Here is a 13,540-nt window from a genome sequence, read left to right on the forward strand (position 1 = left end):
AACATCGACGCGTCCCGTGCCGCCCTTGGCACGGGACGCAGTTCAGATAAATTCCATAGCCGAGACTTACCCGTGACCGAAGCAGGACTTACCATGCTCAATCGGACTGCGGACAACGTTGCCCGGGCGACACCGGAACCGTTGGCCAAGAAGATCCGGGGCATCAGCGACAAGGGCCTCGCGTGGCTGTTCATCTCGCCGACGATCCTTTTGCTGTTGGCCATCAACATCTTCCCGCTGTTCTGGGCGATCTACCTCTCCTTCACCAATTATCGCGCCAACCGCCCCAACGAGGTGGTGAAGAATCTGGGGCTGTCGAATTACCAGCGCATCCTTGGCGACCAGGACATCTGGATCGCCATGCAGACGACGGCGCATTTCGTTTTCTGGACGATCCTCTTGCAGACCGTCATCGGTTTCACGCTGGCCTGGCTGATCGACAGGAAATTCCGCGGCCACGCCTTCTGGACCACGATCATCCTGGTACCGATGATGCTGTCGCCGGCCGTGGTCGGCAATTTCTGGCGCTTCCTCTACGAGCCGCAGATCGGGCTGTTTTCCTATGTCGTCTCTTTCGTCACTGGCATTCCGCCGACGAATGTCCAGATGCTGTCCAATGTCGAATTGGCGCCATGGGCAATCATCATCGTCGACACCTGGATGTGGACGCCCTACGTCATGCTGATCTGCCTCGCCGGACTGCGCTCCATCCCCGAATACATCTATGAAGCGGCCGAGGTCGACCGCGCCTCCAACTGGCGCCAGTTCTGGTCGATCACCCTGCCGATGGCGCTGCCCTTCATCATGCTGGCGGTGCTGTTCCGCGGCATCGAGAACTTCAAGATGTTCGACATGGTCAACCTGCTCACCGGCGGCGGACCCGGCTCGACCACGGAAGTCGCCTCGATCACGCTGAAGCGGCAGGCCTTCGAAAGCTGGCGCACCGGCTATTCCTCGGCCTTCGCCATCATCCTGTTCGTCGCCGTGTTCGGGCTCGCCAACATCTACGTCAAGGCGCTCAACAAGGTGAAGCAGAGATGAGCCTGACCACCGCCCATTCCGTCGTAGCACCCTCGTCGAACGCGAAGCTGATCGCCGGCACGATCATCATAGCCTATGCGCTGATCTCGATCGTGCCGCTGTTGTGGATCTTCGCCACCAGCTTCAAGACGCCGCCGGATTCGATCGCCTATCCGCCGAAGATCGTCTTCCAGCCGAGCATCGAGGGCTATTGCAACCTGTTCACGACCCGCACCCGGCAGACGCCGGAATACATCAACTCGCTCGGACCGGCGACCGGCTTCTGCGACGAGACCGTGCGCAAGCGCAACATGGTCATCGCCGGGCCGTCGAACTTCCTGCCGCGCTTCGTCAATTCGCTGATCATCGCCTTCGGCTCGACCTTCTGCGCGGTGTTCCTCGGCACGCTCTCGGCCTATGGCTTCTCGCGCTTCAAGGTGCCTTTAGCCGACGACCTTCTGTTCTTCATCCTGTCGACGCGCTTCATGCCGCCGATCGCCGTGGCGATCCCGATCTACCTGATGTATCGCGAGCTCGGCCTCTCCGACACCGCGCTCGGCATGATCCTGCTCTACACCGCGGTCAACGTCTCGCTCGCGGTCTGGCTGCTCAAGGGCTTCATCGACGAGATCCCGCGCGAATATGAGGAGGCCGCGATGATCGACGGCTATACACGGCTGCAAGCCTTCTGGCGCACCGTGCTGCCGCAGGCGACCACCGGCATCGCCGCGACCGCGATCTTCTGCCTGATCTTTGCCTGGAACGAATATGCATTCGCAGCGCTCTTGACCTCCGGCACGGCGCAGACAGCGCCGCCCTTCATCCCGACCATCATCGGCGAGGGCGGCCAGGACTGGCCGGCAGTGGCCGCCGGCACGACCATCTTCCTGGTGCCGATCCTCGTCTTCACCATTCTGCTGCGCAAGCAACTCCTGCGCGGCATCACCTTCGGCGCGGTGCGCAAATGAGCACGATCCAGAATGCAAAACGCAAATCGCGCTGGCCCGCCTGGGCAAGGCGCGGCCTGATGGAAAACATCGCGACGGCGATCATCGCGATCGGCTTCCTGATGCTGTTCCAGCCCTTCGCGCTGTCGCTCTACACCTATTCCTTCATCACCATGCTCACCGGCACGGTCATGTTCATCATCGTCTCGAAATTCCCGGAATAACGATGGCCGAGATCCGTGTTCAGAACCTGAGGAAAGCCTTCGGCGCATTCGTCGCCGTGCAGGATTCCAATTTCGTCGTCGAGGACGGCGAGTTCTTCGTCATGCTCGGGCCGTCCGGCTGCGGCAAGACGACGACGCTTCGCATGATCGCCGGCCTCGAGCTGCCGACCGGCGGCAAGATCCTGCTCGGCGGCGAGGACGTCACCATGCGCCGGGCGCGCGAGCGCGACATCGCCTTCGTCTTCCAGCTCTTCGCTCTCTACCCGCATATGAATGTGCGCCGGAATATCGGCTTTCCGTTGCTGGCGCAGGGCATGCCGTCGGCCGAGATTCGCAGTCGCGTCGAGGAGACCGCCAAGCTCTTGCGCATCGACCATCTGCTGGACAAGTCGGTCTCCGGTCTCGCCGGCGGTGACCGCCAGCGCGTCGCGCTCGGCCGCGCCATCGTGCGGCGGCCGAAATGTTTTCTCATGGATGAGCCGCTGGGCACGCTCGATACCGAGTTCCGCGATCTGATGGTGCATGAGCTGCGCGAGCTGCACAACCGCATCCACGCCACCACCGTCTATGTCACGCACGACCAGATGGAAGCCATGTCCATGGCCGACAAAATAGCGGTGATGAACCACGGCGTCATCGAGCAGTTCGGCACGCCGCGCGAGATCTACGACCGGCCGGCAACCATGTTCGTCGCCGATTTCATCGGCTCGCCGCCGATGAATTTCCTAAAGTTCGGCGGCGGGCTTGCCAGGGGCGCGAAGGAGATCGTCGTGCAGGGCGCCAAGGTGGCGGTGCCGGAAGTCCGCGAGGACGTGTCACCCGCCGACATGGCGGTCGGCATCCGGCCCGAGCACATCCGCTTCGACGACGGCTCGAGGCTGCGCGGCGCGATCTACGGCACCGAATATCTCGGCACCACGCAGATCGTCGCCGTCGAGACAGCCGACGGCATCATCAAGGCACGGGTGCCGGCCGGCATCCATCTCAGCCCCGGCGAACAGGTCGGGCTGGCCTTGAGCAGCGCGCGGCTGTCGCTGTTCGAGAAGGGTTCGGGTCGCGCGGTCAGGACCGCCATGCATGATCAGGCAGCGGAGGCGCGCCATGGCTGATGTCCATATCCAGGGCGTGACCAAGAGTTTCGGCGACACCGTCGCGATCGACGATCTCGACCTCGCGATCAACGACGGCGAATTCGTCGTGCTGCTCGGTCCGACCGGCGCCGGCAAGACGACGACGCTGAGGCTGGTCGCCGGGCTGGAGCGGCCGGACAGCGGCACGATCCATATCGGCGGCCATGACGCGACCGCGCTGTCGCCGGCCGAGCGCGACACCGCTTTCGTCTTCCAGCAATATTCGCTCTATCCGCATCTTTCGGTGTTCGACAACCTCGCCTTCCCGCTGCGCTCGCCGGCGCGGCGGTTTCCAGAAGAAGCGGTGCGGCGCCGCGTCGAGGAAGTCGCGCGCATGGTGCGCATCGACCACAAGCTCGACAACCGCTCGACGAAACTGTCGGGCGGCGAGATGCAGCGCGTCGCCATCGGCCGCGCCCTGGTGCGCAAGCCCGCGATCTACCTGATGGACGAGCCGCTGTCCTCGCTCGACGCCAAGCTGCGCGCCGATCTCAGGCTCGAGCTGAAGCGCATCCAGTCCGAGCTCGGCGCCACCATGCTCTATGTCACGCACGACCAGATCGAGGCGATGACCATGGCCGACCGCATCGGCATCCTCGCCGACGGCGTGCTGGTGCAGATCGGCACGCCGCGAGCGATCTATTCTGAGCCGGCAAACCTTCACGTCGCGGCGCGCCTCGGCCAGCCGGCGATCAACCTCCTGCCGGCCGGACTGCTGCCCGACGGCGGGGCGCCGACCGGAACGACGACGATCGGCGCCCGCACCGAGCATCTTGCGATCGAGAAGGCGATGAACGGCCATGCCGACGGCGTGGTCGATTGGGTCGAGCATCTCGGCGACCAGAACCACCTGCATGTGACCGTGGGGGCGAAGAAGCTGGTGACGCTCACCGATCCCGACACGCCGCTCGCAAAGGGAGACAAGGTGACGATCCGCTACATGGCGCCGCTTTATTTCGGCTCGGACGGGCAAAGACTGATGTAGCCGCCTCGCGCGAAAAATTTGCAAACCGATTGACGACCGCAGATACGGACTGGACGAAATCCATGAAGCACTTTTTCAACCGCAAGGACGCGATCGTCACCGAAGCACTCGACGGCTTCCTCGCCACGGCGGGATCGGGCGCGCTCGCCCGCCTCGACGGCTATCCCGAGATCAAGGTCGTGCTGCGCGCCGACTGGGACAAGACGAAGGTGGCGATCGTTTCAGGCGGCGGCGCCGGGCATGAACCTTCGCATGCCGGCTTCGTGGGCTCCGGCATGCTGACGGCGGCCGTCTCCGGCGAGATCTTCGCTTCGCCGAGCGTCGAGGCGGTGCTGGCGGCGATCCGCGCCACGACCGGCCCCGCCGGCTGCCTGCTGGTCGTCAAGAACTACACCGGCGACCGGCTCAATTTCGGCCTCGCCGCCGAGAAGGCGCGCGCCGAGGGTCTGGCGGTCGAGATGGTGATCGTCGGCGACGATATCGCGCTGCCGGATATCGCGCAGCCGCGCGGCGTCGCCGGCACGCTGTTCGTGCACAAGATCGCCGGTCATCTGTCCGAAGCCGGTCACGACTTGGCGTCGGTTGCCGCGGCGGCGCGGGCGGCGGCAACTGATATCATCTCATTCGGCATCTCGCTTTCCTCCTGCTCAATCCCGGGGCAGCCGCATGAAGACCGCTTCGGCGCGAATGATGGCGAGCTCGGCCTCGGCATCCATGGCGAACCGGGCGTCGAACGCATCGCGCTGCAGAGCGCCGGCAAGCTGGTCGCCGTCATGGCCGAGCGGCTCGCGGCGCGGCTCGACCCCGGCGGCCATTATGCCCTGCTGATCAACAATCTCGGTTCGGTGCCGCCGCTCGAAATGTCCTTGATCGCCAATGCGGTGCTCGCCTCGCCGCTCGCCAAGGCCGTGGCGCTGACGATCGGCCCCGGGCATCTGATGACGGCGCTCAATATGAACGGCTTCTCGCTGTCGCTGCTCAAGCTGGACGCGGAACGCGAGGCGGCGCTGCTGGCGCCCGTCGGCCCGCATGCCTGGCTGCCGGCTAAGCCGGTTCGCGTGCCGGTCGTCATGGCGATGACCAAGCCCGCCATCGGCATAGCCACAAAGCCAGCCAGCCACGATGCGGCCGCGAAGAGGTTGATCACCGCCGTTTGCCAAAGGCTGATCTCGCTCGAAGAGCCGCTCAACGCGCTCGACGCCAAGGCAGGCGATGGCGACACCGGCTCGACCGTGGCGACGGGGGCGCGCAGCATTCTCGAGCGTATCGATGCGCTGCCGCTCGCCGATCGCGCCGCTACCGCCGCTGTGATCGGCGATACGCTGGGCACGTCGATGGGCGGTTCCAGCGGCGTGCTGTTGTCGATCTTCTTCACCGCCGCGTCGCAGTCGCTGGGCGCCGGCGCGTCGCTCGGCAAGGCCTTGCTCTCAGGGCTCGACCGGATGACCTTCTATGGCGGCGCCAAGGTCGGCGACCGCACCATGGTCGATGCGCTGGAGCCGGCGCTGAAAGCCCTCGACGCGACCGGACTGGAAGCGGCGGCAAAAGCGGCGCGGCAAGGCGCCGAGGCAACCGCCGCCATGCGGAAGGCGAAGGCCGGCCGTTCCGCCTATATCGGCAAGCAGCTCGACACAGCGGATCCAGGCGCCTTCGCGGTCGCCGAAGTTTTCGCTGCCGTGGCGGCGCTGTTCGCCCCGGCATGAAGGACGAATGATGGCCGCAGCCGACTTCTCCCGATTGATCACGGCGGCGGCCGATACGATCGCGGCGCATGCCGAGGAATTGACCGCGCTCGATCAGGCGATCGGCGACGGCGACCACGGACTGAACATGAAGCGCGGCTTCGAGGCGGTGCGCGCCGAGGCGGATGCCTTTTCGGCCAAGCCGCTGCCCGAGGCGCTGAAGGCGGTCGGCACCAAGCTGGTGATGACCGTGGGCGGCGCCTCCGGTCCGTTGTTCGGCACGCTGTTCATGGCGCTCGGCAAGGACCTGCCGGCAGCACCCGATCGAAACGGGCTGGCCGCGGCACTGGGCAAGGCGATCGAGGCGGTCGCCGCGCGCGGTAAGTCGCAAGTTGGCCAAAAAACCATGCTCGATGTGCTGCAGCCGGTGTATGAGGCGCTGACGCAAGGCAAGACGGCCACCGAAATCGTCGATGCGGCCGACAAGGCGGCGGAGGCCACGGTGCCGATGAAGGCCCTGCGCGGGCGCGCCTCCTTCCTGGCGGAGCGATCGATCGGGCATATGGACGCCGGAGCGCGCTCGACCGCGTTGCTGGTGCGCGCAGTCGCGGAAGCGATAGAGGATCATTGATGAGCAATGTCGGTATCGTCATCGTGTCGCATTCGCCCCTGGTCGCCGAGGGCACGGCCGACATGGTGCGCCAGATGGTCGGCGACGAAGTGCCGCTTGCATGGTGCGGCGGAAACGGCCATGGCGGGCTCGGCACCAGCGTCGAGGCGATCATGGATGCGATCGACAAGGCCTGGTCGGAAGCGGGCGTCGCCATACTCGTCGATCTCGGCGGCGCCGAGACCAACTCGGAAATGGCGGTCGAGATGATCGGCGAGCCGCGCTCCCACAGAATAGTCGTCTGCAACGCACCGATCGTGGAAGGCGCGGTGATGGCGGCGACCGAATCCTCTGGCGGCGCCTCGCTCAAGGAAGTGGTGGCGACGGCGCATGAACTGTCGCCGGCATGAACGAACGGGAACCCGACCGAATGTCCGCATCCGCCGAAGCAACGGTCCTGATCACCCACGCCGTGGGCCTGCACGCGCGCCCTTCGGTGAAGTTCACCAAACTTGCCAAGTCGTTCGCGGCCGAGGTGGAAGTGGCGGTGGCGGCAAACGGTCCCTGGTTCGATGCCAAGAGCATCGTCAAGGTGATGGCGGCCAAGGCGCCGAAAGGGACCATGCTGCACATCCGCGCCAAGGGTGACGGCGCGGCCCAGGCGGTGAAAGCGCTGGTCGATCTGGTGCAGCGTGACTTCGACGAGGACGCGGATCATGCCAGGTCCGCTTGAAACGTATCTGCATGACGGCAGGCCCGCAAGGAACGCCAGCCATGCGGATTGACGGCATCCCCGCCTCCCCCGGTTACGCAGAAGGCCCGTTGTTCGATCTAGACCAGCCTCCGGCCGGCTACGAAGCCAAGACGGGCGCGGCGGAAGAAAAAGCGGCACTGGAAGGGGCGATCGGCAGGGCCGTCGGCCGACTGGCGGCGCTGATCGAAACCGCTGATGGCGACGCCGCCGGCATCCTCGAATTCCACATCGCCATGCTGGAGGACGACGCGCTGAGCGGTCCGGCCTTCGCGGCGATCGGTTCCGGGCAGGCGGCGGACGCCGCCTGGCGCGCGGCGCTGGACGGCGAGATCGCCGGCTACGAAGCGTCGGACCAGGACTATTTCCGCGCCCGCGCGGCGGACCTGCGCGACATTCGCGATCAGGTGCTGCGGGCGCTGAGCGAGGACAGCGCGCCTGCGCCGCCCCCGGGCGCAATCCTCTATGGCGAGGACATCGCGCCGACGCGTTTTTTAGAAACCGATTGGAGCAAAGGCGGCGGCATTGCGCTCAAGCGTGGCAGCGCCGCCAGCCATGTCGCCATGCTGGCGCGCTCGCGCGGCGTGCCGATGGTCGTCGGTCTCGACATCCCGGCTGGACCGCTCACCGGCGCGGCGCTGCTCGATGCCGAGCGAGGCGGGATCGTTTTCTCGCCGTCGCCGGCCGAGACCGAAACCTTCCGGCAATCGGCCTCCTCGTTCGCCGGCCGCCAGGGCGCGGCGCGGACATTCCTGACGGAGCCGGCGGTGACCAAGGCCGGCACCACCGTGCGCGTCCAGGTCAACATCGCCTACCCGTCCGACGTCGACGGCATCGATATTTCGACCTGCGACGGCGTCGGCCTGATGCGCACGGAATTCCTGTTCGGCAAGACGCTTCCGGACGAGGAGACGCAATATCATGCCTACCGCAAGGTGCTGGAATGGGCCGGCGACAAGCCGGTGACCATCCGCACCGTCGATGCCGGCGGCGACAAGCCGGTGCCGGGTTTCACCGTCAAGGAGACCAACCCGTTTCTCGGCCTGCGCGGCATAAGGCTGTCGCTGGCGCGGCGCGATATCTTCCGCGTGCAGATCCGGGCATTGCTGCGCGCCGCCATCCACGGCAATCTGAAGGTGATGTTCCCGATGATCGCCACGCCTGACGAGTACAGCCAAGCCGCCGCGCTGTTCGCCGGGGAACAGGCCGCGCTTGCCGCGCAGGGCGTGGCGCACAGGCTTCCGCCGCTCGGCATCATGGTCGAGGTGCCGTCGGTGGCACTGGCGCCGGAAGCCTTCGCCGATGTCGCCTTCTTCTCGATCGGCTCCAACGATCTGACGCAATATGTGATGGCGGCCGCGCGGGACAACGCAGCCGTGGCGCATCTCAACTCCATCCGTCACCCGGCGGTGCTGCGGCTGATCGCTGCGGTCGCGGCCTTCGGGCAGGAGAAGGGAATTCCGGTCAGCCTTTGCGGCGACGCGGGTGGCGATCCGGCAGCCATCCCGGCGCTGCTCGAGGCGGGCCTGCGCGACCTGTCGGTCGCTCCCGCGCAACTCGCTATGGCCAAGGCGGCCATCGCGGACGTTCCGGTGTAGGCGCGGCATGGTCCGGACCGAGAAGATATCGGAAACAGGCTCGGAAGAGGCAATCCGCGCCTATAAGACGATCCTGTCGCAGGTCATCGACCAGCGCCCGTCGGGCATGCGCCAGCGCCTTGCCGATGCGCTCGGCAAGCACCGCAGCTTCGTCACGCAGATCTCCAGCCCGGCCTATTCGATCCCGATCCCGTCAAGGCATTTGCCGTCCATCTTTTCCGTCTGCCATTTCAGCCAGGCCGAGCGCGATCAGTTCATGGCCGCCTATCACCAGGCGCATCCCGGCAAAGCGCCCGCGGCCTCAGGGCCGCGCAGGACACGCCATGTCTCGCTCATCGTGCCGGATTTCGGCGACGACAGGCAGAACGCCGCGCTCGACCGGGCGATCAACGAATTCATCCAGAAAATAACCAGCATCGCCGGCAAGGGCAGCGGCTAAGCAAAAGCAATTCCAGGAAAAGTGTGTGGCGGTTTTCCGTTCGGAATTGCGTAAACTAAGAACCGTCGGGAGGACTGCCATGAAGAAATTCATCAACTCGGTGGACACGGTCCTGACCGAAAGCCTCGATGGCTTCGCCGCCGCCCATGCCGATATCCTTGTGCTTGGCGACGAGCACAAATTCATCCGCCGCAGGGCGTTGAAGCCGGGCAAGGTCGCGCTGATCTCGGGCGGCGGCTCCGGCCACGAGCCGCTGCATGGCGGCTTTGTCGGCCACGGCATGCTCGATGCCGCCTGCCCCGGCCAGGTCTTCACCTCGCCCACGCCCGACCAGATGCTCGCCGCCGTTGAGGCCGTCGATACCGGCGCCGGCTGCCTGTTCATCGTCAAGAACTACGAAGGCGATGTGATGAATTTCGACATGGCCGCAGAGATGGCGGACGGCGTGCTGCAGGTGGTGACCAATGACGACGTCGCGGTCGAGAACTCGTCCTACACGACCGGGCGGCGCGGCGTGGCCGGCACGCTGGTGGTGGAAAAGATCGTTGGCGCCGCCGCCGAGCAAGGTATGGCCCTGCCCGATCTCAAGGCGCTAGGCGAGCGCGTCAATGCCGCGACGCGCTCGATGGGCGTGGCGTTGACCAGCGGCACGGTGCCCGCCGCCGGCAGGCCGACCTTCGAGATCGGCGACGGCGAGATGGAATTCGGCGTCGGCATCCACGGCGAGCCCGGCCGGCGCCGCGACGCGCTGAAGAGCGCCGACGCGATCGCCGAGGAGGTCTGCGCCGCGATTGCCGGCGACCTCGGCGATCAGGCCAAGGGGCCGGCGTTGCTGTTCGTCAACGGCTTCGGCGGCACGCCGTCGATGGAACTTTATCTGATGTACAACAGCGCCCGCAGGATGTTCGAGAAAAAGGGCGTGACGGTGGTCCGCTCGCTCGTCGGGTCCTATGTGACCTCGCTCGACATGGCGGGATGCTCAATCACGCTGACCATGCTGGATGACGAAACGTCAGCACTTTGGGACGCGCCGGTGCACACGGCGGCGTTGCGCTGGGGGATGTAGGCGGCTTCAGCCGAGCTGAAGCCGCGAACGCCTCAAAACGTCTTTGACGCCACGGCCACCACGCTGGACAGTTTTCCAGCCTTGCGCGGCAAAGGTGCCTCATACTTCTTCTTCGTCATTTCCAACACTCTCCGGATCGAACCCAGAGAATGGACGATCCGCGCCGAAAGTCATACTCACAGGGCGGCGCTGCCGCCGCGCACTGGCTTCCGGCGTGCTTTTCTGTAAGCATGGCTTGTTCCTATCGTTCGAGCGCCGTCCGGGCTGATGCTGCCATCTCTTGCGCCTGCCGATGAAAAACTGCTGCTGACCTTCGCCGACCCCGAGGCACCGGCTGCTGTTGGCAGGGATGTTGCGGCCAAAACCCTGCTGGCGCTGCTCGCCAATGCCGAGTTCCACGGCGTGCTGCCGATCATGCTGCGCAAACTGCGGGAAATCGGCGACGCTCAACTGCCGCAGGACACAGCCTTGCAGCGGAAATTGTCGGAGTTGCGCGACGAAGCGACAATGGCGACCGGTCAGTCGATGTTGTTGCAGTACCATGGTGACCGCATCATGAAGGCGCTGGCGGCAAAGGGCGTGCCGGCCCGGATCGTCAAGGGGCCGGTGTTCGCGCGCAAGCTCTATCGCCAGGTTGCGGACCGTCCCTTCACCGACATCGACATTCTCGTCGACCCCGCCAGCATCGAGGCGGCCAACCGGACGATCGCCGAATGCGGCTTCGAGCTCGGCAGCGACGAGGCCCTCTCGCACGAATTGCAGGAGTTCAAATGGCTGGAGAAAGAGAACTCCAGCCTGCTGATCGAGTTGCATGGCGATCTGGTGCACGACACCGGTATGCGCCGGCGTCTGTCGCTCGGGTTTCGGGAGTTGCAGGCGATCGACAATGGCGAAACCGACACGCCGGCCGCACTGCTCACCATCGCCATCGTCCATGCCGCCGGCGGCCACAAGTTCCACCGACTGCAGCTCTGCGTCGATGTGCTGCAAGGCGTGCGGGGGCTGAAATCGCCGAAGGAGGAAGAGCGGCTGCTCGAGGCCGCCCGCATGACCGGCATCGAGCTTGAGCTGGCCACGGTCCTCAACGTCACCGGACGCCTGTTCGGCGCGCCGCGCGCGATCGAGCTTGCCAACCGCATCAAGCCGGACCTCTCGATACGGCTGGCGAAATGGCTCATCACCGGCAACATGCTGCTTCGGGTCAATTCCCGCGAAAAGCTGCGCTCGCGCCTCAGCCGCGACGCGTTCCGCTGGGTGCAGAGGCTGGCACGACCGCGACCGTACCCAGTCTGAGCTCGGGAGCCTCGCTAAATATCCACCGCGGCGCGGATCAGCGCCGCCGCCTCGACCGGTCTTGCCCCGACTTCCAGCGTGAAGGTCGGCACCGCTTTCACCAGGGCCGCGATCGTCGCCATGCGCCTTTTCTGCAGCGACAGCAGGCCGGTCATGCCGGTCCTTACATTGTCGGTTGCCAAAGCCACCATGGCGTCGGTCCTGGCCATCGGCAGCAGCCGGGTCTCGGCGTCCGCCGAGCGTGCAAGGTGCAGGAGCGCCGCGACGGGCCTGGCGCGCACATCCTCGACACGGATGATTTCGCCGAGGCGGTCCAGCGAAACGGATTGCTCGCCCTCGGCGTCCCACTTTTCGCCCAGGCAAAGCGCCACGAAGGGCAGCATCGCCGCCGTGTTGCGGTGGACCTTCACCTTGCGCGGCATGCCCCAGGCCGTGATGCCCTGCCCGCTTGCATTGAGGATCATCACGTCGTCCGAGCAGAGGCCGAAGCCCCGCGACGCAAGCGCGAGCGATGTCGTCGACTTGCCCGTGCCGCTTGGCGCATGGATGAGAACAAGGCCATCCTTTCCAGGCAAGGTGAGGCCCGCGGTGTGCAGCATATGCTGGCCGTCCGCATCGAGTGCTGCATCCAGCACCATCATCAGCAAAGTCCACTTGATCTTGCTGTCGGGATGAAGACGGATTTCGGCCCGGCCCTCGCCGTCGCGGATCGACAGCGTCTGCTGTCCCGGAAAGACGAGATGGAAGACGCTTCCGGCGTCGATCATGCGGCAATGGCCGTCCAGCGGCACTTCGCCGTCGAAAGCCAGCTTTCCTTCGGGGTTTTCCGGCAACTCAAGCGTTTCGACGATGTCAACGCGAAAGCCGGGCTGGACAGGCTCGTTCACACGCAGGGCGCCGAGCATCAGGTCGAAGCTCGGCCACAGATCGGCACGCGTGGCGGTGATGCCTATGACCTGGCCGTTGAGATCATAGCGGAAGGTCTGGTCGCTCAAGCGGCTGGCGCCTTCATGCTGGCCGGGTGGCGGTAGATCTCCACCATGCCGGGCTGGCTGTCGCTGACCACCGGCTTGCCGTCGAGGCAGACCCAGCAATGCGCCGACAGGCGAGGCTCGTGCATCGACCTGGTGTCGACGCCGAAACGCAGCTCCGGGTCGAGGCCGGCCATGCGCAGAAAGCGAAAACCGAGCAGACCTTCCCGAAGGCACCTGCGGTCGCGCATCAACCAGGGGCGCCGCACCGTTCGCTTGACGCGATGGACGATGTAGGTCCAGGGCAAGTCACGATAGGGCGCCGGCGACTGCAGCGGCGCCAGTTTCAACACGCTTTCGAAATCGCGCCGGCCGACCTGCACTGGCATCAGCCGGGCGCTGAGCCACAAATGGACCCGGAACAAGACGCGCAGGACCGGGCCGTCGGCCATCACGCGCCCAGGTCGGCGAGGATGCCTTCGGCCACAAGCTCGGCGGCCAGTTCGGCCATGTCCTGGTCGAGCGTTGCCTTGTCGACGTCGAACTCGTCCGACAGCAGGTCGACGATCTGGTCGAGGTTGCGCGCGCCATCGACCTTGCCGAGGAAAGCCTCGGTCGTGTCGTTGCAGGTGTAAAGCTGGCCGCTGCGCGCCAAAAGCACGACCGCGCCATCGCCGACATGTTGCACGGACGCATCGTCCGCCATGCGCAGCACCGTCTCAGAGCCGATTTCCGCCATGCGCCCGCTCCCTTCGCTGAAGAGCAATTAGCGCGGCATAGCGAGGCTGTCCATCGCTGTGGGGTGGCGAAGGGGACGATAGGCT

Annotated in this window: 16 protein-coding genes; 13 read left to right on the top strand and 3 right to left on the bottom strand. The window is 65.5% G+C overall.

Features of this window, described 5'->3' with window-relative positions; translation table 11 throughout:
* Positions 1-93: 93 nt before the first annotated feature.
* The 13 genes from FJ956_RS09790 (at position 94) to FJ956_RS09850 (ending at position 11,745) form a co-directional block, all read left to right on the top strand.
* A complete protein-coding gene (locus tag FJ956_RS09790; RefSeq protein ID WP_041008375.1) occupies positions 94-1,041 on the top strand; it encodes a sugar ABC transporter permease in 948 nt (315 codons plus the stop codon).
* A complete protein-coding gene (locus FJ956_RS09795; protein ID WP_041001244.1) occupies positions 1,038-1,988 on the top strand; it encodes a carbohydrate ABC transporter permease in 951 nt (316 codons plus the stop codon). The genes FJ956_RS09790 and FJ956_RS09795 overlap by 4 nt, the downstream gene beginning before the upstream one ends.
* The gene (locus FJ956_RS09800; RefSeq protein ID WP_140680822.1) at positions 1,985-2,191 is read left to right on the top strand and encodes a hypothetical protein; all 207 of its coding nucleotides are present in this window, start codon (positions 1,985-1,987) and stop codon (positions 2,189-2,191) included. Before FJ956_RS09795 ends, FJ956_RS09800 begins: the two co-directional genes overlap by 4 nt.
* A 2-nt stretch (positions 2,192-2,193) precedes the next feature.
* Positions 2,194-3,300 (top strand): ABC transporter ATP-binding protein, encoded by a 1,107-nt coding sequence (locus FJ956_RS09805; protein WP_140680820.1) that lies wholly within the window; start codon positions 2,194-2,196, stop codon positions 3,298-3,300.
* Positions 3,293-4,306 carry an ABC transporter ATP-binding protein gene (locus FJ956_RS09810; protein ID WP_140680818.1) on the top strand — a complete coding sequence of 338 codons (1,014 nt, stop codon included), beginning with the start codon at positions 3,293-3,295 and terminating at the stop codon, positions 4,304-4,306. The genes FJ956_RS09805 and FJ956_RS09810 overlap by 8 nt, the downstream gene beginning before the upstream one ends.
* A 62-nt stretch (positions 4,307-4,368) precedes the next feature.
* Positions 4,369-6,009 (top strand): dihydroxyacetone kinase subunit DhaK, encoded by a 1,641-nt coding sequence (locus tag FJ956_RS09815; protein ID WP_140680816.1) that lies wholly within the window; start codon positions 4,369-4,371, stop codon positions 6,007-6,009.
* A 10-nt stretch (positions 6,010-6,019) separates the two neighbouring features.
* Positions 6,020-6,619, top strand: coding sequence for a dihydroxyacetone kinase subunit DhaL (gene dhaL, locus FJ956_RS09820; protein ID WP_140680846.1), 600 nt, complete (start codon positions 6,020-6,022; stop codon positions 6,617-6,619).
* Positions 6,619-7,008 (top strand): dihydroxyacetone kinase phosphoryl donor subunit DhaM, encoded by a 390-nt coding sequence (gene dhaM / locus FJ956_RS09825; protein ID WP_140644831.1) that lies wholly within the window; start codon positions 6,619-6,621, stop codon positions 7,006-7,008. Before dhaL ends, dhaM begins: the two co-directional genes overlap by 1 nt.
* Before the next feature lie 20 nt (positions 7,009-7,028).
* Positions 7,029-7,331, top strand: coding sequence for an HPr family phosphocarrier protein (locus FJ956_RS09830; RefSeq protein WP_040988690.1), 303 nt, complete (start codon positions 7,029-7,031; stop codon positions 7,329-7,331).
* Positions 7,332-7,372: 41 nt separating this feature from the next.
* The gene (gene ptsP / locus FJ956_RS09835) at positions 7,373-8,947 is read left to right on the top strand and encodes a phosphoenolpyruvate--protein phosphotransferase (RefSeq protein WP_140680814.1); all 1,575 of its coding nucleotides are present in this window, start codon (positions 7,373-7,375) and stop codon (positions 8,945-8,947) included.
* Positions 8,948-8,954: 7 nt separating this feature from the next.
* On the top strand, positions 8,955-9,386 hold the full coding sequence (locus tag FJ956_RS09840) for a hypothetical protein (protein ID WP_140680812.1): 432 nt from the start codon (positions 8,955-8,957) through the stop codon (positions 9,384-9,386).
* 79 nt (positions 9,387-9,465) lie between these two features.
* Positions 9,466-10,452 (top strand): dihydroxyacetone kinase subunit DhaK, encoded by a 987-nt coding sequence (dhaK, locus tag FJ956_RS09845; RefSeq protein WP_140680810.1) that lies wholly within the window; start codon positions 9,466-9,468, stop codon positions 10,450-10,452.
* 267 nt (positions 10,453-10,719) lie between these two features.
* Positions 10,720-11,745 carry a nucleotidyltransferase family protein gene (locus tag FJ956_RS09850; RefSeq protein WP_140680808.1) on the top strand — a complete coding sequence of 342 codons (1,026 nt, stop codon included), beginning with the start codon at positions 10,720-10,722 and terminating at the stop codon, positions 11,743-11,745.
* A 14-nt stretch (positions 11,746-11,759) separates the two neighbouring features.
* On the opposite strand, the gene FJ956_RS09855 is transcribed toward FJ956_RS09850, so the two are convergent.
* Genes FJ956_RS09855 through FJ956_RS09865 form a run of 3 tightly spaced genes read right to left on the bottom strand, consistent with a single transcriptional unit; the run spans position 11,760 to position 13,455 of the window.
* Positions 11,760-12,740, bottom strand: coding sequence for a serine kinase (locus FJ956_RS09855; protein ID WP_140680806.1), 981 nt, complete (start codon positions 12,738-12,740; stop codon positions 11,760-11,762).
* Positions 12,737-13,168, bottom strand: coding sequence for a lasso peptide biosynthesis B2 protein (locus FJ956_RS09860; RefSeq protein ID WP_140680804.1), 432 nt, complete (start codon positions 13,166-13,168; stop codon positions 12,737-12,739). Before FJ956_RS09860 ends, FJ956_RS09855 begins: the two co-directional genes overlap by 4 nt.
* Positions 13,168-13,455 carry a PqqD family protein gene (locus FJ956_RS09865; protein WP_140680802.1) on the bottom strand — a complete coding sequence of 96 codons (288 nt, stop codon included), beginning with the start codon at positions 13,453-13,455 and terminating at the stop codon, positions 13,168-13,170. Before FJ956_RS09865 ends, FJ956_RS09860 begins: the two co-directional genes overlap by 1 nt.
* Positions 13,456-13,540 lie beyond the last annotated feature (85 nt).

It is taken from the genome of Mesorhizobium sp. B2-4-3, assembly GCF_006442815.1.
Lineage (GTDB): Bacteria > Pseudomonadota > Alphaproteobacteria > Rhizobiales > Rhizobiaceae > Mesorhizobium.

Coding starts and splice junctions, on each gene's coding strand:
- FJ956_RS09790 (WP_041008375.1), top strand. CDS start 94: ATGCTCAATCGGACTGCGGACAACGTTGCCCGGGCGACACCGGAACCG.
- FJ956_RS09795 (WP_041001244.1), top strand. CDS start 1,038: ATGAGCCTGACCACCGCCCATTCCGTCGTAGCACCCTCGTCGAACGCG.
- FJ956_RS09800 (WP_140680822.1), top strand. CDS start 1,985: ATGAGCACGATCCAGAATGCAAAACGCAAATCGCGCTGGCCCGCCTGG.
- FJ956_RS09805 (WP_140680820.1), top strand. CDS start 2,194: ATGGCCGAGATCCGTGTTCAGAACCTGAGGAAAGCCTTCGGCGCATTC.
- FJ956_RS09810 (WP_140680818.1), top strand. CDS start 3,293: ATGGCTGATGTCCATATCCAGGGCGTGACCAAGAGTTTCGGCGACACC.
- FJ956_RS09815 (WP_140680816.1), top strand. CDS start 4,369: ATGAAGCACTTTTTCAACCGCAAGGACGCGATCGTCACCGAAGCACTC.
- dhaL (WP_140680846.1), top strand. CDS start 6,020: ATGGCCGCAGCCGACTTCTCCCGATTGATCACGGCGGCGGCCGATACG.
- dhaM (WP_140644831.1), top strand. CDS start 6,619: ATGAGCAATGTCGGTATCGTCATCGTGTCGCATTCGCCCCTGGTCGCC.
- FJ956_RS09830 (WP_040988690.1), top strand. CDS start 7,029: ATGTCCGCATCCGCCGAAGCAACGGTCCTGATCACCCACGCCGTGGGC.
- ptsP (WP_140680814.1), top strand. CDS start 7,373: ATGCGGATTGACGGCATCCCCGCCTCCCCCGGTTACGCAGAAGGCCCG.
- FJ956_RS09840 (WP_140680812.1), top strand. CDS start 8,955: ATGGTCCGGACCGAGAAGATATCGGAAACAGGCTCGGAAGAGGCAATC.
- dhaK (WP_140680810.1), top strand. CDS start 9,466: ATGAAGAAATTCATCAACTCGGTGGACACGGTCCTGACCGAAAGCCTC.
- FJ956_RS09850 (WP_140680808.1), top strand. CDS start 10,720: ATGCTGCCATCTCTTGCGCCTGCCGATGAAAAACTGCTGCTGACCTTC.
- FJ956_RS09860 (WP_140680804.1), bottom strand. CDS start 13,168: ATGGCCGACGGCCCGGTCCTGCGCGTCTTGTTCCGGGTCCATTTGTGG.
- FJ956_RS09865 (WP_140680802.1), bottom strand. CDS start 13,455: ATGGCGGAAATCGGCTCTGAGACGGTGCTGCGCATGGCGGACGATGCG.